Annotated in this window: 16 protein-coding genes and 2 tRNA genes; 4 read left to right on the forward strand and 14 right to left on the reverse strand. The window is 66.9% G+C overall.

Features of this window, described 5'->3' with window-relative positions:
* Window positions 1–437: 437 nt before the first annotated feature.
* From ABZ803_RS24945 to ABZ803_RS24985, 9 genes are all read right to left on the reverse strand, one after another.
* Window positions 438–1,310: a hypothetical protein gene (locus ABZ803_RS24945; RefSeq protein ID WP_357042716.1), complete on the reverse strand. Its 873-nt coding sequence runs from the start codon at window positions 1,308–1,310 to the stop codon at window positions 438–440.
* Window positions 1,311–1,392: 82 nt separating this feature from the next.
* Complete coding sequence (locus ABZ803_RS24950; RefSeq protein ID WP_357042719.1) at window positions 1,393–3,852, reverse strand: hypothetical protein; 2,460 nt, start codon at window positions 3,850–3,852, stop codon at window positions 1,393–1,395.
* On the reverse strand, window positions 3,852–6,377 hold the full coding sequence (locus ABZ803_RS24955; RefSeq protein WP_357042721.1) for an ATP-binding protein: 2,526 nt from the start codon (window positions 6,375–6,377) through the stop codon (window positions 3,852–3,854). The genes ABZ803_RS24950 and ABZ803_RS24955 overlap by 1 nt, the downstream gene beginning before the upstream one ends.
* On the reverse strand, window positions 6,377–6,916 hold the full coding sequence (locus tag ABZ803_RS24960; protein WP_245660143.1) for a hypothetical protein: 540 nt from the start codon (window positions 6,914–6,916) through the stop codon (window positions 6,377–6,379). The genes ABZ803_RS24955 and ABZ803_RS24960 overlap by 1 nt, the downstream gene beginning before the upstream one ends.
* Window positions 6,913–7,173 (reverse strand): hypothetical protein, encoded by a 261-nt coding sequence (locus tag ABZ803_RS24965; RefSeq protein ID WP_040865441.1) that lies wholly within the window; start codon window positions 7,171–7,173, stop codon window positions 6,913–6,915. Before ABZ803_RS24965 ends, ABZ803_RS24960 begins: the two co-directional genes overlap by 4 nt.
* Before the next feature lie 16 nt (window positions 7,174–7,189).
* Window positions 7,190–8,194 (reverse strand): conjugal transfer protein, encoded by a 1,005-nt coding sequence (locus tag ABZ803_RS24970; protein ID WP_357042724.1) that lies wholly within the window; start codon window positions 8,192–8,194, stop codon window positions 7,190–7,192.
* Window positions 8,195–8,261: 67 nt separating this feature from the next.
* Window positions 8,262–9,386 carry a GAF domain-containing protein gene (locus ABZ803_RS24975; RefSeq protein WP_357042727.1) on the reverse strand — a complete coding sequence of 375 codons (1,125 nt, stop codon included), beginning with the start codon at window positions 9,384–9,386 and terminating at the stop codon, window positions 8,262–8,264.
* A gap of 380 nt (window positions 9,387–9,766) precedes the next feature.
* A complete protein-coding gene (locus tag ABZ803_RS24980; protein WP_357042730.1) occupies window positions 9,767–10,660 on the reverse strand; it encodes an ROK family protein in 894 nt (297 codons plus the stop codon).
* Between the two features lie 50 nt (window positions 10,661–10,710).
* The gene (locus ABZ803_RS24985; protein ID WP_157107009.1) at window positions 10,711–11,163 is read right to left on the reverse strand and encodes a hypothetical protein; all 453 of its coding nucleotides are present in this window, start codon (window positions 11,161–11,163) and stop codon (window positions 10,711–10,713) included.
* Between the two features lie 267 nt (window positions 11,164–11,430).
* Here ABZ803_RS24985 and ABZ803_RS24990 point away from each other — a divergent pair, with 267 nt between their 5' ends.
* Entirely contained in the window at window positions 11,431–12,153 is a 723-nt protein-coding gene (locus ABZ803_RS24990; protein WP_357042733.1) for a MerR family transcriptional regulator, read from the forward strand.
* 360 nt (window positions 12,154–12,513) lie between these two features.
* On the opposite strand, the gene ABZ803_RS24995 is transcribed toward ABZ803_RS24990, so the two are convergent.
* Window positions 12,514–12,590 (reverse strand) — tRNA-Pro (locus ABZ803_RS24995).
* Window positions 12,591–12,637: 47 nt separating this feature from the next.
* Window positions 12,638–12,711, reverse strand: a tRNA-Gly gene (locus ABZ803_RS25000).
* A gap of 1,043 nt (window positions 12,712–13,754) precedes the next feature.
* On the opposite strand from ABZ803_RS25000, the gene ABZ803_RS25005 reads away from it, so the two are divergent.
* Window positions 13,755–14,705, forward strand: a complete 951-nt coding sequence (locus ABZ803_RS25005) for a GGDEF domain-containing protein (protein WP_040865435.1) — start codon at window positions 13,755–13,757, stop codon at window positions 14,703–14,705.
* A 19-nt stretch (window positions 14,706–14,724) separates the two neighbouring features.
* Here ABZ803_RS25005 and ABZ803_RS25010 read toward each other — a convergent pair whose 3' ends face one another.
* Together ABZ803_RS25010 and ABZ803_RS25015 are read right to left on the reverse strand one after the other, a co-directional pair.
* The gene (locus ABZ803_RS25010; RefSeq protein ID WP_357042736.1) at window positions 14,725–15,537 is read right to left on the reverse strand and encodes a DNA-formamidopyrimidine glycosylase family protein; all 813 of its coding nucleotides are present in this window, start codon (window positions 15,535–15,537) and stop codon (window positions 14,725–14,727) included.
* A gap of 19 nt (window positions 15,538–15,556) precedes the next feature.
* Window positions 15,557–16,030, reverse strand: coding sequence for a ribose-5-phosphate isomerase (locus ABZ803_RS25015; protein ID WP_062977163.1), 474 nt, complete (start codon window positions 16,028–16,030; stop codon window positions 15,557–15,559).
* 365 nt (window positions 16,031–16,395) lie between these two features.
* On the opposite strand from ABZ803_RS25015, the gene ABZ803_RS25020 reads away from it, so the two are divergent.
* Window positions 16,396–17,313 (forward strand): M48 family metallopeptidase, encoded by a 918-nt coding sequence (locus ABZ803_RS25020; RefSeq protein ID WP_357043115.1) that lies wholly within the window; start codon window positions 16,396–16,398, stop codon window positions 17,311–17,313.
* 40 nt (window positions 17,314–17,353) lie between these two features.
* On the opposite strand, the gene ABZ803_RS25025 is transcribed toward ABZ803_RS25020, so the two are convergent.
* The gene (locus ABZ803_RS25025; protein WP_084499355.1) at window positions 17,354–17,995 is read right to left on the reverse strand and encodes a DsbA family protein; all 642 of its coding nucleotides are present in this window, start codon (window positions 17,993–17,995) and stop codon (window positions 17,354–17,356) included.
* A 179-nt stretch (window positions 17,996–18,174) separates the two neighbouring features.
* Here ABZ803_RS25025 and ABZ803_RS25030 point away from each other — a divergent pair, with 179 nt between their 5' ends.
* The gene (locus ABZ803_RS25030; RefSeq protein ID WP_357042739.1) at window positions 18,175–19,407 is read left to right on the forward strand and encodes an FAD-dependent oxidoreductase; all 1,233 of its coding nucleotides are present in this window, start codon (window positions 18,175–18,177) and stop codon (window positions 19,405–19,407) included.
* The last annotated feature ends 68 nt before the right edge of the window (window positions 19,408–19,475 follow it).

Below are 19,475 nucleotides of genomic sequence, written 5' to 3' on the forward strand. Positions count from 1 at the left end.
CCACCAACGGCTCCGGCTCCAACTCCTCCTCCCCACCCCGCCCCGCACCCGGCGCCTGCTCCACCCGCGGAGCCACCACACCACCCGCCACACCCTCACCCGGCTGACCCGGCACACCACCCGACTGACCAGGCACACCACCCGACTGACCAGGAACACCCGACCCAGACGGACCCGAAACACCCGGCGACCCAGCCGAACCCGAAACACCGGGCGACCCAGCCTGACCCGGCACCCCGGGTTGCCCCGGCTCGCCCGCCCCATTGGACTGCCCCGGCCCTGTCGATGGACCGGGCTGCCCCGGCACCGAACCACCCGGACGTGGCCGCTGCTGATCAGGCCGGTTCGACCACGGCGTCACCGGCCCCGGCGGCGCCTCGGCTTCGTCGCCCGCCTCTATCTGCGGCTCTACTTCTGTAGGTGGCATCGTGTATCCATCACATCCCGCTGCCGAGCACTCGCTTCACCCGCACGTCATCAGTGCTGGGTATGGCCTGCTCGACGAAACCGCGGTTCGCCGAATCGAGGGTGACGAGCATCGTGCCGCTGATCGCGATTCCGACTTCGGTGGGCGCGTTCTTTCGGTAGTTCCAGAAGACCAGGTCGCCCCCCGATACAGCCGACAGGTCCACCCGCTGACCGCACGCTCCCTGCGCCGCGACGGTGTTCGGCAGCACAACCACCGTGGCTCCCGAACTGTCGGACTGCCCGCATGGCCGCCGAGCCGCACCGCTCGGTTGCTGCGCGACGTCCACCGACGGCGGCAGCGCCACCGGGGCCGCCGTGACTTCGCATCGCCCGCTCGACTGTGCGGCGGAGGCCTGATAAATGACTGATCTGGTGAACTCGGCGGCATCCGCTGAGCCACCGGTGCGGCCCTGACCTCCGTTCGACGAGGCTCCGGCTTGTGCGAGGGCGAGCCGACGCGCGCATTCGGCGCCGATTCCCGAGTTACCCGAGAGCAAGGGCGGATCTTGGTAAGGGGCGTCCTTCAGCGCAGTGGCACACGCGCGCTGCCAGTCGGACACATGGGTGTCGTCTGGTGCGATGGTCAGTTGCGCATACGGATTCGTCGTGGGAGCGGTGGTCACCCCAGCCGCAGGTGCGCTGAGCGTAGTCGGCCGCGCCGCCGTCGACGCCCGGGTCGCAGTCACGGTCTGGGAGGGGTCGGGTCCCACCGCACTGTCGCACTGGTAGTGCAGGTCGGAAGCGATCGCCGACGTCGCACCGCCGATGACCAGCACCAGGCCCATCAGGATCACGAACAGGACGCCGACGCCTCCCAGCACCAGCCATATCCAGAACGGCATCAGTACGAACGTTAAGAGACGACCGATCATCGACTGCCTTTCTGTGATATCTGCCCGCTGTCTTGCCCTTATCGCGGGGTGATCAGCGGCCGCGCGGGTTTCTGAGGGGATTGAGGATCCTGCCCGGAATCGCGGGCAGCGGCTGTGCGGGGTTCGGCTGTGGGAGCGAGACAGCACCGGTGATATTTCGGCCCGCCTGCCATTGGTCGGTCTGGGCGGCTTTGTCGATTTCGGAACGGAGTACTCGGATCCGCTCGAAGTCGTTGGGGTTTTCGGCTACCCAGTTGGTGGCCGCCTGGACCCGCAGCGCATGCTCGTTGGAGATCCAGCTCCTCAACCGGTCCGCTTCGGTTTGATTCAGGTCCCGGCCGTTGATCTGCAGCCGCGCGGTGCCAGCGCCCGTGATCGGCCCCTCGGCATGGGCCTGCAGTGCATCGATCCATTGCTTGTGCGGATTGTCGATGTAATCTCTGCCGAGCTGGGCCAGCTCTTCCGAGATGTGCACACCGCCCTGATAATCACCGCGATAGCGATCGACGCTGGCTTCCAACCCGTGGAACCTGGCCATCATCATCCCCGGATTCGTATGGAAGTCCCGCTCGAAATGCTTGTGCGCGGCGACTACACGGCCGAGGTGCTTCGATGCGAGCGGCTCGTCGTCCGCGTGCCGGATGATATCCGCTCGTGCAATGGTCGCCCGTTGCCCTCTTCCCCAGCTGATACCGGCCATCCGGAGTGCGTACTGCACGCTGCCCATCATGCCTGTCGCATGCGCGACATTCTCTGCCGCGAAGGCGGCCGCTCTTTCACTGTTGCGGCGCGCACCGGACCTCGTTATTCCAGCCCGGGCGAAATCGGCGGAGGACACCCGATCGTAGGCGGCACCGTGCGTGGCATTTCTGAGGTCCCGCGAACTCAGGCCCCTCGCCTTATTCTTCTTATCGATATGATCTACCCGCGAGAAGGGGCTCAGCGGGTTGAGACGGCCCGCGAACATCCATGCGGTGACCGGCGAGCTGTTGATGGTACTGACCGCGCCGAGCATTGCCAGCGGGGACAACGAGTTGGCCGCGCCGGAGGTGCCCATCCCCAATCCCATACCCAATGCGGCGCCGCCGCCTGCACCCTGTGCAGAACCGCCGCTGTGTATCGCCGCCCCGATGCGGTTGGTCACCCAGTCATTGGCCTCGTCGATGTTTCTGCTCAGCCGCCGTACCTGGACGATGGCGACGACCTCGACGCACGCTCCAATGACGAACACGACCATGATCTGGCCATTCGCTGCTCGAAACAGGCTGCCCAGCAGCAGCTCGTATATGCCGAGGGCGATGACGAAGAAGGCCATCTTACCGGCGGCAATGAAGCCGTGGACCACGCAACGGACGGTGAATGTCTGCGTCGGACCGTAGATGTATCCGCCTGCGGCGAAGCCGAAGATCGACGCGAACCCATAGTAGATGACGTCGAGTACGGCCCACATGATCTTGAAAGACAAGTACGCGGCGAAGGCCAAGAGAATGACCGCGCACAGCAGCAGCAGCAGTCCGGCTCCGATCTGACCGGGACCCGGATTCTCCACCGCGGCATACGCGGCACCGTCGCCGCAGGACCGCATTCCGTTCTTCACCCGGTCTTCGCTCCCGGCCGTCATGCCGGCCGACCACGCCGCTCGACAGGACGGGTTGCTGTCCACGACGTGTCCGAAGTTCCACACCTGCAACGGAAGCCGCACGAAATTGTCCGCGTTGGTCGCTTGCACCGTGGCCACCAACTGGCGCGGATTCGGGTTGTTATGGCCGTTCAGACCGGCCGCCACCGAGAGTCCCAGGTCACGTCCTTGCACCAGCAACCCGTGGTCGGACAGCGCCTCGGCCAGCGGGTTGGCCAGGAAAAACACGCCCGCGATCGCGAATATTATCATCGTGACGACCTGCGTAACGGCCTTGGCGTACAGGGCGCGAACGATGAAATAGCCCACGAAGAATGCGCCGATCGCCAACGCCGTCGCCGCCATCAGGGGTGTCGCGATCTGCACAGTCAGGTTCTGGGCCATCGCTCGTAACGGCGCGCTGATCAGGTTCAGCCACCCGAAATCCATTGCTTGGCCAGGGAACCAAACCCCTGTTGTCACGGTGACCAGCCAAAGCGCGAACATCGGCGTCAGGATCATCCACAGCGCGAAATTCCCCAGGTTGAACACTCCGCCGTGATCGATCACCAACATATAGCTCGAGACATTGACTCCTTGGGAATCCTTGACATTCATCCAGCTGGTCGCACTGTTGGGTGCCGCCCCCGGCGCAACTGTGCCGGTCTGCGCGATGGATACCGCACCGACGAGACCCGGGAAGACGAACAGCACGAAGAGGGCGATGAGAACCCACGCGGTCCGACGGCGACGGCGGGACGCGGCGATCCAAGCCCGGAATCGCCGGAACAACACCTGCGGCCGCCCACGATCGATGTCCCAGAACTGCGGTTCCCATGGCATCCCGAAGGAAGGCTGATCGGTGCGAATGCGCTGGCGGAGAATCGATCTCATCAGCGTACCGTTCGCTCCGGTAGCGCCGACCGCATGCCATTGGCGCTGGTCGGAGTGCTGGTGATCGCCGCGGCGCGGTCCGGGCGCGCCGGGCCGAGCACCTTGCCGCGCCCGATGCGGTTCAGCGCGTCGCGCATGAACATTTCGCCACGACGCTCCTCGGGAATCTGTCGGCCCGGTCCTACCGGAGGCGAGGTCTCTTCGCGAAGGATCTGCAACAGGAAGGGCGCTTCCTCCAGATCGACGCCCAACCACTCCAAACTGTTGCGCGCCAGCGTCTCGTCGCGCTGCCGGAAGACGAAGCGGTTCGGGATGAGGTTGTGCGCCGCGCCTTGGAAGTCGGTGGCCGGGTCGTGCGAGGCAAGCCCGATCGCGGCCAGGTGCTTACGGCCGTCGCGGCTGAAATCGGAAGTGACCGCCGAGCCGACCTGCGTCTGCGTGAAGTGGTGCGCCTCATCGCCGACCAGCAGGCCGAACCTGCCGTTGTCGGAGAGGAACGCCTCGCGCGCCGCCACGCCGACCAGTTCGTACAGCGCCGTGCCGAGCCGCTTCGTCAGCGGCAACCGGTTGTACAGGTGCGGCGTGGTGAGTTCCTCGGCACTCGGCAGCTGCAGGTTGTGGCTGCGCACCACGGTCGCGGCGGCATCGAGGCGCAGCGGTCGCAACTTGGGGTCGAACAGCACCGGCACCCGCTCCACCACGGTGCCGAGCCGCGCCGCGAGATCAGCGTATTCCTCGCCGCGGTCGGGGTGGTCCCGTAACCGGCGCACGACGTGGTACAGATCGAGCAGACTCTTGATCTTGTGCTCGGCCATGCCTCGGGGCGACAGCAGGTTGCTCACCGCTGCACCCGTGCCGGAGGTCGGCGACAGATCCAATAACGGCAGAATCGAGTCGAGCGCACGTTCACCCGCGATCCTCGGGGGGAACAACCGCAGCGGATCCAGCGACACCGTGGGATTGGCCAAGTCGATGATGACCGCGTCATCGATCGACCGCGCGAAATGCTCCCACTCGCCGACCTGACTGCGGTCGATCGCGAGGAACTGCCCGCCCATATCGTGCACGAGCACGGCCATCAGCTTGAGGAAATAGGACTTGCCCGAGCCGAGTTCGCCGGTCACCGCGAACGATGCGGACAGGTCGTGCAGCGCGGCCTCCATGATGCCGAAGTGGATCGGCTCGAAATGCCCCGAAAGCAGGTTGACCCCGATCACCGGCCCGCTGTCGTCACCGATCTGACTGGTGGTGAACGGCACGAAACCGGCCCACATGTCCGAGGGAAGAATATGCGCGAAGTCATCGAAGGCCCGGCGTGGCTGGCTGCCGGGAACCAGCATCGACCACAGATCCACCTGCGCGCCGACCGGCGCGACCATATCGACCTGGAACCGCTTGTAGCGGCGCTTGAGCGTGTTGACCGCGTCCATCGTGGCGTCCCGCGACGGCCCGCCGATCGCGATGACGGTGGTGAACGAGACCTCTGATTCGCCGCCGTTGACTTCGAAGTGCTGATTGTACTCACCGAGCATCTGTGCTTTCGATGCCAGCGTGTTCTGCGCGAACGAGATTTCCTGGTCCCGCTGGTCCATCTGCTCGCCGAGCCTGCGCAAGTTGAGCTCGTTGTTCTTGAGGACTTGCTCGGCGGACTTGGTCGAGATCCGCATCCCCCAGTCGACGGTGACGTCGCCGAGGCCCTCCAGCACGTTCAGGAACTCGCTACCTCCGGGAAACGTCATGCCTGCGTACGGGAATGAGTGCGGGGTCAGCATGGCCTGGTAGGAGGGACGGTATTCGAAATCCGGCTGCACAACCTTGATCACGGGCACGAACGACGGACGGATACGCCGGTTGCTGTCGGCCTGCGCCCCCTCGTCGAGCGCGGCGGAGCGGAAGACCGCCGCTGTCGCGTCGTCCAGCGCACCCGCGCGGGTGGGCGCCACCGGGTCCCCGGCCGCACCGCGCGAAAGGTAGTGCTCCCACAACCATTGGAAAAGGGCGGCGGGCACCGGCTGCGGATCGAAGTCCCCGCCGATCCTGGACAGGATCTCGTTCGCCTTCTCGTCGTAGGCGTCCAGGTCGGCGCGTGCGATCGCCGTCGCGTCGATCGTGGTGGTGCTACCGCGCCACAGGCGCGACAACGCGGACATACTGGAGTTGCTGGCCCCGACCGGGATGGACAGCAGGAAGATGCGGGTCTGCGGCATGATGGCGTGCACGCGCTCGTAGGAGGCGACCACCTCGTCGGCGTAGTCCTCGCACTCGTCCAGGTCGACGCCCTCCACCATCTTGGTGAGCACGTCGATCGTGTTCAGCCGCGCCTGGATGCCCAACAGCAACGATCCGCTCGGCAAGTTGGTGACCAGCGAGTGATGCGCCAGCTTCACGTCGTATTTGTCACCGGCCTTGCGCAAGCCGTAACCGAGCGGATTGATGAAATAGGTCGCGGTGACCAGACCCGAATGGGTGAACTGGAGATTGCCGCGAATCGCCGCGGTGGGCTGTAGATCTCGTCCGAGTGCCATCAGGGGCTTCCTTCGGTGGAAGTACCGTTGCCGTTGTCCTTGCCGTTCAGTCGCCTCCACAGGTCGGTGGCCTTGCCGCTCCCGTTCAGCACCTCGAGCATCCGGATACCGGACTTCGGCTTGGCGGCCACCGCCGCACCGGGGCGGTCGGGCAGCAAGAGGACCACGGTCTCCTCGATGAACAGGGTGTGGCGTACCGAGTCATTGGTGATCGGCATACCCGAGGCGGACACCGGCTTGCGGTAGACGATGAGCCTGCCCAGCCATAGGGCCCGTGAGGTCATCCGGACGCCGGTGTACGGCACGAGTCCCAGCACGAAAACCGACAAGATGGTCATGGCCAGACCGGCGATGAAGGTTACGGCCGGGTTGACCGGAAAAGTCATGGCGCACACAGACGTCACCGACATCATCGCCACACCGGCGGCGACCTGGGGCAGGGTGTACGGGCCGAACGGAAGCTTCTGCCCGTTCTGCGCCTTGCCGATCATCGTGGGGACACGTTTGACCGGCGTGAACACCTTGATCACTTGGCTCATCGATAGCCACCGATGGGGTGATCGGGGACGATGAGGTTGGCGTCCGTTCGCGCGTAATTGATGGTCGTAGGCAGAATCCAGATCACCACCCCGGCCATCAGCCCCGATCCGAAGACGACGATGATCCGCGCAGGCGAGAGCCTGGATTTGGCTGCCTCGGAGATCACCACGCCGATCGTGACGATGGCGATGATGATCATCCCGCCCCACCGGACAAAGATCAGGACGCCATAGAGGATGTTGCTCAGATTACCCATCGGGCTGCCTCTCGGATCAGTTCTGCGTCGCCGGCGGAATCGTCACCGTCGGCGAGGAAGACGAGGTCGAAGTGGGCGGCGCTGCGCCGCGTGAATCCTGACCGACGACCACCGCGAGCGGACTCGACAGAGCGGGGATCGGATCTATGGACACCACCTGCCATTGGCCCGCGTTGCGGATCATGGTGAGCGGGTAGGCCAATGTCGAGGCGGCGCCCGTGTCGGCTTTCGGGTTGACGGTGGCCAGCACCTGAGCCTTCGCACCGCCGGAACCGCAGCTCGAATCGTCCGTGGTGAGCGAGGTCAGCTCGACGGCGGTGTAGGGAGGCGGCTTCAACGCGGCCAGTCCGGCATCCGGAGTGGTGTAGCGGGCCACGTCACCGTTTCCGGCCAGCATGGCGTTGAGGAAACCCGCGGCGACCTGGCCGAGCGGCGTGTCCGGTGCGCAGGGCGAGCCGTAGGCCAGCTTGAGATCGACGCCCTTCGCGGGCGGTTCGACCACCGCGGGCATCGACAATGCGCGCAGCCGCCCATCCGACACCGACACCGCGACGCGGTAGAACTGCCGATGTTCCGGCGCGGTGGCGGCGCCGGCTTTGCCGACTCGCACCGACACGGTCACCGACCAGACGTCGACCGCCCCCGTCGAGACCACGCGCGACACATAGGCGACCGACGGGTCGGACACTTGACGCGCGGACGAAGGCAACGTGATCTGCTGATTGGAACCGACGAATTCGCCGATCCGATCCTGTTGCCCCGCAACGGCGGTCAGATAAGTGACGACGAACTGCTCCGCGAAAGAGCTTGCCAATTGCGAGCGCCCGATAATTGCCGTCGTCGAAGCGTCCGACGGCGGAGGCGGAGGGGAGTCGAAGACACTGAGAATCGCGTGGCCGCCGCCGAGCACGGCGAGTACCGCCAGTACGCCGACCACGATGTTGTCACGACGGCGGCGGGCGGCCATCCGGCGAAGCAGTGCCTCACCCGAATCTGCCGGTCCACGAACCACTGTCCTCACTCCCGGAATGGTAGAGAGCACATGGATTCTTAACCGGCCGGTAGTTCCCAGTCGTGGGAATCAATCGTCAGCAGGCGGGGCTGCTTTTCATCCTGCCCGCCAGCCAATGCCGCAATTGTTCGTCATAGCCGATCGGCGCGCCGCACTGCCGGGGTTCCAGCACCTGGCGATGGGTTTCCAGCAACGGAACATCATCGGCGGCGCGAACCAGTTGCGCGATGGCCAGCTGTCTGCTCGAGTACCCGGGATAGGGGTAGAGCAGTAGCGATGTCGGGGTGTAACCGCCGCCGTAGTTGAGCACCCGCAGGGTCACGCCGGCGCTGTCACCGGAGCGCAGCCGGTCGCCGAGTTCCGCCAGCCGGGGACGGTCGTCGGGATGGAACACATCCACCGGCCGGAAGAGATAGTCCCACCGCACCCATGGCGCGGGATCGGTGAGCCAGTGCGAAATGCTGGTGTGCTCGAGCTGCACCACGGCCAGATGCGTACCCGCCCGGCGGTGCGCCTCACGCAACCCGATGCGCTCCAGAGTCGGCCACGCCGACGGCGCGTTCTCCGACGTCACGTCCTCGATCAACCACCAGGCACCGCGCGTGCGCTCGTCGTCGCGGGCACGAACGGTGATCCGCCACTGGGCCGGACGACCGAATCCGTGCATCACCGTGGTGTCGAACTGCATCCGCTCACCGGGCTTGGGGTCGTAGAGCAGATCGAGCATCTCCGCGTGCCGATCGAAGCTCGACACCCGGTGGAACAGTTCGGCGATCGACATCCGCGGGACGTATTGTTCCGCGGTGCTGCCCGACAGGCGTGTGATGCCGCTCGGCTGCTGGATGGTCTGACTGCTCAGATCCCAAATGGCGCCCACCGCAGGACGCAACGCGGGCACCCGCTCGGACGCGGGGCCCAGCCACAACCGCACCGCGTGCACGTCCCCCGCCGGGCCGAAGATCGGACGGATGAGCAGTTGATGCCTTCCCGCCCGCGTCTGGATGGCCAGATCCACGTCCTGCGCTTGGTCGTGCGCGGTATGGATGGCCTCGGTCAATGCCGCGGTCGTGAGCTTGTCGTACAGCGCGGGCATTTTCGACAGCGTTCGCTGCACCACCCGCTGCCAGCTCGCGAACTCACGCGGTGCATCTCCCACCGACGCCACGGACATGCCGTCCGGCGCCAACGTCTCGATAGTCACCCATGGAATCACTGCGCCACTTCGCTTCGCACTTGCCCGACCAGCCGTTCCTCCGGGTCCGCCTCAACCCGGATGAGACATCTTGTGACTCAGGCAATGTACCGTTATTTAGCGGCTCAATCAACCTGCGACATCGGCCGCCCGTTCTCAATGAAGTCTGGGGCACGATCACGAGACACGCGTAGGGGTGTTCATTTTGTTCACGTTAAGTTCCGGAGAAGTCCTCCTCGACCGGCGCACAGGGCAATGGCACATCCGCCGCAAACCGGCATACAAGATCAACGGAAGCCGTCGGCCGACGCTGACAGCATTCCCCTGGCAACTTCGTACGATGGCTTGAACTCGCTCCCGCCCAGCGCATTACGCCACGGTGCGATAGCTCAGGCATTCCTTCCGGAGAGAGCCAGCACACCCGCGCCCATGATCGTCGCGACCTCACCGAGCTGCGAAGGAATGACGCGCAATCCCGGCAGGAAACTCAGCCGAGCGTGCGTGGCCACCGCCTCTCCGAGCGGTTTCCACAGCGCAGGCCCCGCCTCGGAGAGCGGGCCACCGAGCACCACGAGGTCGAGGTCGAGCAGTGCCGCCACCGAGGCGATCGCCCGTCCGAGCGCCGTGCCGGCCCGGCCGAGCGCCGCGGCGGGAATGTCCTCGCCGACGCGGGCGGATTCCAGCAATTCCGGGACCGACGTGCCCGCCCAGCCCTGCTCTCTGGCCCAGCGCACCATGGCCAGGCCACCGGCGACCGCTTCCAGGCACCCACGGCCGCCGCAGGAGCACCGATCGTCGAAGCCGGGGACCAGGACATGACCTACGTGCCCCGCGTTACCGGTGCGCCCCACCAAGACGAAGCCGCCTACCACGACCCCGCCGGTGATGCGATCGGAGATACTCAGCGCCAGGCTGTCCATCACTGTGCTCGTCGCGCCGAAACCGCGCTCCGCCAGCGCCAGGCATACGCCGTCCAGCGCGAGCGGAACCTGCGCTTCGGGGAACAGCTTCCGCGCGGCTCGGACGATTTCGAAACCCGCTCGCCACTCCGGAACCTCGGAGGGGGCGATCACCCCGGCCGCCATATCGATCGGCCCTGCCGAAGCGACGCCGAGGGCGGTGACCTGGTCACCGCCCGCGACCTCGAGCAGCAGCTCCTGGCATCGGTCCCAGGCGCCCGTCACCGGGATCGGGATCCTCCGGATGTCGTCGGTGTCGACATCGTCGGCGACTCGGGTCGCCGCGAAGCCCGACGACCCGATCTCCAATGCCAGAACTGTCATGAGTTACGCACCACCGAACGACTCGACGCGAAAAGCTGCACGCAGCATAATCACAGGCCGTCGGTGCCGGTCGGCTTGAGGGGCTGCCCGAGCACGATGTGCCGACGAGGCGCGGGAAGCGTGGACACGGTACGCAGCGGACGCGGTCCGGTGCGGATGATCCGCATGGGGCGCTTGTGGTCGATCGGCGCGGCACGGTGCCGGTCCAGGTTCTCGATGACGCTGCCCGAGTTGTCGTAGGCGACACCCGCCCAGATCATCGCGCGGGGACCGTCTCCGCGGGTGGTGAGAGCCTGCGCCAACTGCTGGCACTGCGCGAGCAAGGGGCAACTCTGACAGGTGCGCACCGCTGCTCGCCAGGCATCCGGATTCCCGGTGTCCATGTCCCAGTTGTCCGGGACGTCGGCGCACGGGGGCCGCTGGTTCGACTTTGCCGGAATCGACGAGACCTTTGCTGATGCAATGGATCCCGTGTCCATCGGAAGGGTTCGCGTAATGCTCATAGCCATCTCCGGGGATGCCGAGCACACACCTCTGGCAGGTGCGTGGCCCATGGATCGGACGGTCATCAGGGCTGCTCAACAGTCCCCGGAACCCAGCCGCGATAAGCTGGTCTACGCACGGTAGCCCACTGTTGCCCAGCACACAACCTCTTGTGCCGCTATGTAACGGCTCGTTGACCTTGAAGAAACACACAGCTACCGTCTTTAACGGCACGTTATGAAACGGACCATTTTCCACGGGGGCCCGACTATGGTTTCCTTTTAAACATGGCTGCAGACTCTGAATTCACGATCGACGAACTGGCACGGGCAGCCGACACCACCGTGCGCAGCGTCCGCGTGTACCACGAGCGAGGTCTCCTGCCCTCGCCGGAGGTGCGCGGGCGGATCGGGTACTACGGGTCGGACCATCTCAACCGCCTGCAAACGATCAGCCGCCTGCTGGGCCGGGGCATGAAGCTGAACGGGATCAGGGAGCTGCTGGAAGCCTGGGACCGCGGCGACGGACTTGCCGACGTACTCGGAGTGAAGAACGCGAACGCGGCCGAAGCCGACCCGGAAGCAACCACCGAGCCACAGGACAGCTACGCCGAGTTGCCGGAGTACGCCAAGCAGGCGCTGGCCTCCAGCGAGGACCCGCTCGAGGCCTACCGGGTCACGAATCCCCGGTGCTGCGATCTGGCCACCCGGCTCGCCGACACCGGACTGCCGATGCCGGACACGTTCCAGTTGGTCGAACGCCTGCGCGCCGACTGCGATCGCATCGCCGACCGCTTCGCCACCGAGTTGTTCTTTCGCCTGGCCGGGCAGACCTACGAAGACTCCGCGCGGACCCCGCGGGACCGCACCAAGCTGGAGACCGACCTGGCGATCGCCCGTTTGATCGTCACCCGCGCCACCTCGGAGCTGATCGACCAGGCGTTCGCCCGGCATTCCGAGCTGCCGCCGTCCACGGTGGCCTCCAGCCCACAGGCGCAAGCCGAGCAGTGACGGCGCGGTCGCGAACCGACCGTTCTCCTATTTCCATCCGGCACTGTCGAATACTTACGTAGACATTCGCATTCAGGCCTTTTCGAACCGTGCGCCGGTCACCGTGGGCGAATGACTCGCAGCCCGGTTCCGGCGCGACGAACACGACGCCCGGCGAATCGCCGAACATACCTACGTAGGACCAGTGCCGAAGAGTTGCCACGGAATGCCCCGGCGCCCCTCCCCTGACTCCGCGCATCCACCCCGGCCGTTCTCCCACACGTGCGAAACCCGGTGGGATGCGTAGCGTATCGATCCGCGGAGACACGGCGGAACCGCCGCTTCTGTCGAGACCCGGAGACGAATCCCGCCCCCGAACGATGGTCGGGGTGACAGGATTTGAACCTGCGACCCTCCGCTCCCAAAGCGGATGCGCTACCAAGCTGCGCTACACCCCGTGGCCCTCGCGGCGGCGGGGCGGCCGCCGACGAGGATGAATGCTCCGTGGAGCGGGTGACGGGAATCGAACCCGCACCATCAGCTTGGAAGGCTGAGGTTCTACCATTGAACTACACCCGCAGGCATACGACACCGATGGGATCGCCACGATGCCGTGTGCGATCCGACTGTACCGAACCCTGCTTCCGAAACGCCAATCAGCCCCCCGCGCAGCGAGATCTCGCAGGTTGCCCGGCGGAGCGCTCCAGGGTTGCCGCGCCCAGTGTCGCACGGCCGGGCCGCCGGCACACGGTGGCGCGCTCGAGAAAATTTAAAGGTTCTTTTTCATTGAAACTCTGGCGTGTCGGATTCCGGTGGGCGAAACTCGAATGACACACTTGTCACCCCAAGAACATCGCTCGAGGGATTTCCGATGAGGACCGCACGACTCGCCGTCACGGCCGACACACTCGGTGTGTCGCCGAGCCACGGCCGCGCGGCCGGGAGCGACTCGACACGGCGCACGCGCGGACGAGGTCGATCCCGCGAACCCTCGGCCGATCGCAGAGGAACCCGTCCGCCGGGAGCGTCGGCGCATCGAGCGGCCAGCCCGCCGGTGCGCATCGCGCCCCCGGTCGAGGCGGGCTCCGGTGTCGCGGCCCGAAGCGACGGCGTAGGCGACCCGAACCGTATCGACCGGCCCACCGCCGGTAAGCGACTACCCTCGGAACACTCGGCACAACCATTCGGAACACGACAGGGAAGACGAGGACGTCGCGTGCGAGAACAGATTCTCGTAAGGCGGGCGGCGCCGGGCCGGACCGGACCGTCGCCGTTGCTCGCGCACCATTCCCCGCACCCCTCCCGCAGCGTGTCGCCAGCGCGTCGCCGCGCGATTTTGCAGCGAACGAGAATCGGGTGTAACACCAACGCGACGGGTACGATCAAATACCCGATCGCTGTTCGCGAAGCATCGAGAACACGTTGCAAATCAGCGCTTTTCGATGCCGAGTGGCTTGCTAGGATCCTTTTTGCCGGACGGGGGTATCTGGAAAGGGGGCGGTGAGCGTGCGCCGAACCAGGTGGACACAACCGCGTAGCAGTGGGAACGATCAGGGTGACGCCGGCACCTGTGTGACTACAGGGCACCTGGGTACCGACGTCACTCACACCGGGTGAGTCCGATGTCGACCGACATCGAGCCCCCGGTAGCCGCCATGGCCCGCGCCTGGGCCCGTGCGGTCTGCGCCGAGCCGGGTTCGGGCGCGGCGCCCCAGCACTTGGAACCGGTGCTGATCGAGATCGTCGAGCGCTTGCTCAGGCTCGCCAGGTCCGAGCCGTTCCCGGTACCCGAAGCACGGATGCTCGGTGCCCGGCTCGCCGAGGCGCCGTTCGACCGGATCCGGATGCTGGCGCAGGCCACGCGCTGGCTGCTGGGTTTCCCGTCCGGCGCGCCCGGTTCCCTGGTGGCCACCCGCTGGCCCTTCATCGCCAGCCAGGCCATCGATAGTTACGCCCAGGCGCTGCAGGAACGCGCCCTCGCCCAACAGGAGCAGAACCTGTCGGCCAAGGTGTCGCTGCGGGTGCAGGAGATCGCCGCCTTGCAGCACCGGCTGCGCCACGAGGCAACCCACGACGCGCTCACCGACCTGGCCAACCGGACGCTGCTGCAGGACAAAGTGCGCCTGATGGCCACCGACCCGACCCGCGGCGTCGGACTGCTGCTGATCGACCTCGACCGGTTCAAGCAGATCAACGACGGCTACGGACACGCGATCGGCGACGAGGTGCTCGTCGAACTGGCCGGCAGGCTGCGCGAAGCCTGCCCACCGGACACGGTGATCTGCCGGTACGGCGGCGACGAGTTCGTGCTCGCGACCAACCCGCGCCACAACAACCTCGGCGATCTCGCGCATCGGATCGTGGCCGCCCTGCGTGACCCGGTCTGGTCGTCGGCGGGACCGGTGCCGGTATCCGCCAGCGTCGGCACCGCCTACAGCCCGCCGGGCAGCCCGATCGATTTCACCGACCTGCTACGCCGCGCGGACCGCGCGATGTACTCCGCCAAGACGGCAGGCGGTCGCCGTTTCGCCCTCGCGGACGAGCCGGACATCGACACCGCCGTCGCAGGCTGAGCCGCACCGACCGGCCGGATCAGCCGGGCTGACAGGTGGGACACCAGAAGAGATTCCTGGCCTCCATCACCTGATGCGCGATCGGGGTCCCGCACAGCCGGCACGGGGCGCCCTGGCGGCGATAGACGTAGGTGCGCGGACGATCCTTGGCGTACGACGGCTCGCCGTGATCGTGTTCGGGCCGCACCACGACCATCTTCCCGACACGCACCCCCACCCGCATGAGCGCGACGAGATCCGACCACATCTGCGCCCATTCGCCCGCGGACAGCCCCGCGCCGGGGCGGTGCGGCGAGATCCGATGCCGGAAGAGCAGTTCCGCGCGATAGACGTTACCGACCCCGGCGACCACCTGCTGGTCCATCAGCAGCGCGCCGATCGGCCTGCGGGAACGCTGGATCCGGCGCCATGCCCGGTCGGGGTCGGCGCCGCGCCGCAGCGGGTCCGGGCCGAGCCGGTCGGTCAGCGCCGCCACCTCCGGTGGCAGCATGATCTCGCACGCGGTGGGCCCGCGCAGGTCGGTGCCGAAGCCCGGCTGCCCATCCTGGCCCCCGAACATGCGCATCCGGACCTGGCCGACCGGCTCCCCCATCGGCAGCGCGGATTCGGTGAAGGCGCCGTACAAGCCGAGATGCACGTGCACGACCAGGCCCGAGTCGTAGTGGTGCAGCAGATGTTTGCCCCACGCCTCGGATTTCGTCAGCACCTGCCCGTCCACCCGGGCCGCGCCCGCGGCGAACTTGCCCTGCGGGCTCGACACCCGCACCACACCGCCCGCGAGTCGCCGCTGATGCAGCCGCGCGAGGCGGTGCAGCGTATGTCCTTCCGGCACAGTCCGTTACGCAGTGCGCTCAGTACGCGGGGACCGCGGGGGCGACGCCGGTCTTCTCGTACTCGGCCAGGATGTCGATGCGCCGCTGATGGCGCTCCTCGTCCGACCACGGGGTGGACACGAACGCGTCCACGATGGCCAGCGCTTCCTCGGTCGAGTGCATGCGGCCGCCGATACCGATCAGTTGCGCGTTGTTGTGCTCGCGGGCCAGCTTCGCGGTCTCCACGCTCCAGGCCAGCGCGCAGCGGGCGCCGGGCACCTTGTTCGCGGCGATCTGCTCGCCGTTGCCGCTGCCGCCGAACACCAGGCCGAGACTGCCCGGATCGGCCACCGTCCGGCGGGCCGCCTCGATGCAGAAGGCGGGGTAGTCGTCGAGCGCGTCGTACTCGAGCGCACCGCAGTCGACGACCTCGTGACCCGCCTGTTCCAGATGGGCCTTGACAAGATTCTTCAGTTCGAAACCGGCATGATCGGCACCCAGGTAAACGCGCATGGCAGGCATTGTGTCAGGCGGCCGCCGCGCGGGCGGCAAGAGGGCATCCCCCGCGATTAACACCGGGGCCGGCCTTCGCGAATCGAGTGATACGCCAGTTGTGTTGGCGGCCACAGGGCCCGGTGACACGACCGAGGCGCCAGCCCCGTTCCCGGCAACTGAATAGAGTTCATGCCATGCAGCCGTTCGAACCCCAGCCGCCCGACCAGGCGGGCCGACAGGCCGACCCGTATGCCCAGCAGGGCGGGTGGGTCTCGGCTCAGGACACGCCTGCCGCACCCTACGGACGGCCGTACACCTCGGGCTCTTACCCTGCCGCTCCCCCCGCGTACCCCGCGCCGTACGGGTCCTACTCCGGCGCTCCGATGCCGCCCCCCGCGCCGCCGCAGCGGCAGCCTCGCGGTCTGTCGCCCTTCGGCATGCCCGCGCGGCACAGCTGGGAGATCCCGATGCTCGTCGTCGTGGTGGTGCTGACCGTGTTCGCGTACCTGATCGCGCTGGTGCTGCTCGCCACCGGGAACTTCGACCAGTACGTCCTGGCGTTCGCGGCCGCTCCGCTGCTGCTGTGGTTCGGCCGCGGCGTCAACTACGCGGGCCAGCGGGTCAACGGCGTGCGGATGTCGCCGACCCAGTTCCCCGAGGGCTACCAGATGGTGGTGGACGCCGCCGCCCGCTTCGGCATGGCGAAGGTGCCGGACGCGTACGTGGTGCTCGGCAACGGCCAGATCAACGCGTTCGCCAGCGGACACGGCTTCCGGCGCTACGTGGTGGTCTACAGCGACTTGTTCGAGATCGGCGGCGCCGCGCGCGAACCGGACGCGCTGGCGTTCATCATCGGGCACGAAGTCGGCCACATCGCGGCGGGACACACGTCGTACTGGCGGCAACTGGGCATGTTCCTCGTGCCGTTCCTGCCGATCATCGGCAGCAGCCTGATCCGCGCGCAGGAGTACACCGCCGACAACCACGGTTTCTGCAATCGGCACACCGGGGCGTCCGCCGCCATGGGCACCCTGGCCGCCGGCAAGTACATGAACAGGCTGGTCGGCTTCGACGAGATGGCCGACCGGGCGGTCGTCGAGAAGGGATTCTTCGTCTGGATGGTGAACGCCCTGTCCAGCCATCCGGTGCTCACCTGGCGGATGTGGGCGCTGCGCGACCGCAGCAGGCACGGGAAGCTGTTCCTGCGTCCGGCGCCGCCCGCGGGCGCGAGCGTGCCCGCGGGCGGCTACGCGAGCTCCTACGGTCAGCTTCCGGCGAGCCCACCGAAGTCCGTGCTGTGACGATGCGCGGGTGCCGCACGTCGGCACCCGCGCACAGTGCTCAGTCGAACGACGGATCTTCCGTCCGCGTGCGCTTCAGCTCGAAGAAGTGCGGGTAGGACGCCAGCGCCACGGCGCCGTCCCAGACCTTGCCCGCCTCCTCGCCGCGCGGAATCCGGGACAGGACCGGGCCGAAGAACGCGGTCCCGTTGATGTGGATGGTCGGGGTCCCGACATCCGGCCCCACCTTGTCCATGCCCGCGTGGTGGCTCTTGCGCAGCGCCTCGTCGTAGTCGGTGCTCTCGGCGGCCGCGGCCAGCTCGGCGGGCAAGCCGACCTCGGCGAGCGAGTCGGCGATCACCGCGGCGAGGGACTCCTCGCGGTTCTCGCGTTCGTACTCGGCACGCCGGTTGTGGATGCGCGTGCCCATGGCGGTGTACAGCGGTAACAGGACCTTGTCGCCGTGCTCCTGCGCCGCGGCGATCGCGACGCGGACCGGACCCCAGCCCGTGGCGAGCAGTTCCTGGTACTGCGGGGGCACGTCCTTGCCCTCGTTCAGTACCGACAGGCTCATCACGTGGAAGCGGGCTTCGATGTCACGTACCTGCTCGACCTCGAGGATCCAGCGGGACGTGATCCAACACCACGGGCACAGCGGGTCGAACCAGAAATCGACGACGTCCTTGGTGGCTTTGTCGGTCACGGGCGGCTTCCTCTCGATCACATCTGGACGGACGGCGGACACACTCGGCCGTCCTACCGAGCAACCACGGCGGCTCGCGATTCGTTCCCATCCGCGGGGCCGTTTTCCCGAGCGACGCGCACGGCTGCCAGTAGGGTTGGTCGGCAGGAGCTTGGTTCCCTTCGGAGAAGGAGTCCGCGATGAGTTCTGACCGGCGTTTCGTCATCGTCGGCGGTGGGCTGGGCGCGGCCAAGCTCGCGGAAACGTTGCGCGCCAAGGACTTCGACGGAACCGTGACGCTGATCGGGGCCGAGGAGCACTTGCCCTACGAGCGGCCGCCGCTGTCCAAGGAGCACCTCGCGGGGAAGAAGTCGCTGCCCGAGTTCACCGTCGTTCCCGCGCAGTGGTACCGCGACCACCACGTCGAGGTCCGCCTCGGCACCACCGTCACCGGACTCGACCCCGCCGCGAAGACGATCACGCTGCCCGACGATTCCACCCTGTCCTACGACAAGCTTGCCCTCGCCACCGGCTCGACGCCGCGGACGCTGCCGGTTCCCGGCGCCGACGCGCCCAACGTCTACACGTTGCGGACCATCGAGGATTCCGACACCTTGATCGAACTGTTCGGCAGCGCGCGCCGGATCGTCATCATCGGAGCGGGCTGGATCGGCTTGGAGGTCGCGGCGGCCGCGCGCTCGGCCGGGGTCGAGGTCACCGTCGTCGAACGCGCCGACCTACCGTTGCTGGCGGTGCTCGGCCCGGAGATGGCCCAGGTCTTCGCCGACCTGCACCGCGCCAACGGTGTCGACTTCCGGTTCGGCGCTCAGGTCGACGCGATCACCACCGAGGAGGCCATCGCCACCGACGTCGCCAACGGCGTCCGGCTCGCGGACGGCAGCACGGTCGAAGCCGACGCGATACTGGTCGCCGTCGGCGCGCGCCCCAACGTCGATCTGGCCGCCGATGGCGGGCTCGCGGTGGACGACGGCGTGCTCGTCGACGAACGCCTGGCCACCAGCGATCCGGATATCGTCGCGGTCGGTGACATCGCGGCGCAGCAGCACCCGGTCCTCGACCGGCGGATCCGGGTGGAGCACTGGGCGAACGCACTCAACCAACCCGCGGTCGCCGCCGCGACCATGCTCGGCGAGCAGGCCGCCTACGACCGGCTGCCCTACTTCTTCACCGATCAGTACGACCTCGGCATGGAGTACACCGGGTTCGCCGCACCGGGTGAATACGCCAGGGTCGTCGTGCGCGGCGATACGGCGGCGCGCGAGTTCGTGGCGTTCTGGCTGGACTCCGGCAACCGAGTGCTCGCCGGAATGAACGTGAACGTCTGGGACGTGACCGATCGGATCAAGGAACTGATTCTCGCGGGCGATCCGGTCGACCCGGACCGGCTGGCCGACACCACCACCAAGCTGTGACGTGGATCACCGACAAGTTGTGTCGAATCCGCGCGCGGGCCTCCGACCTGCTTACGAGCGCCACCCCG

Origin of the sequence: Nocardia sp. NPDC047648 (assembly GCF_040642815.1) — a bacterium.
In the GTDB taxonomy this organism is placed as follows: Bacteria; Actinomycetota; Actinomycetes; order Mycobacteriales; family Mycobacteriaceae; genus Nocardia; species Nocardia gamkensis.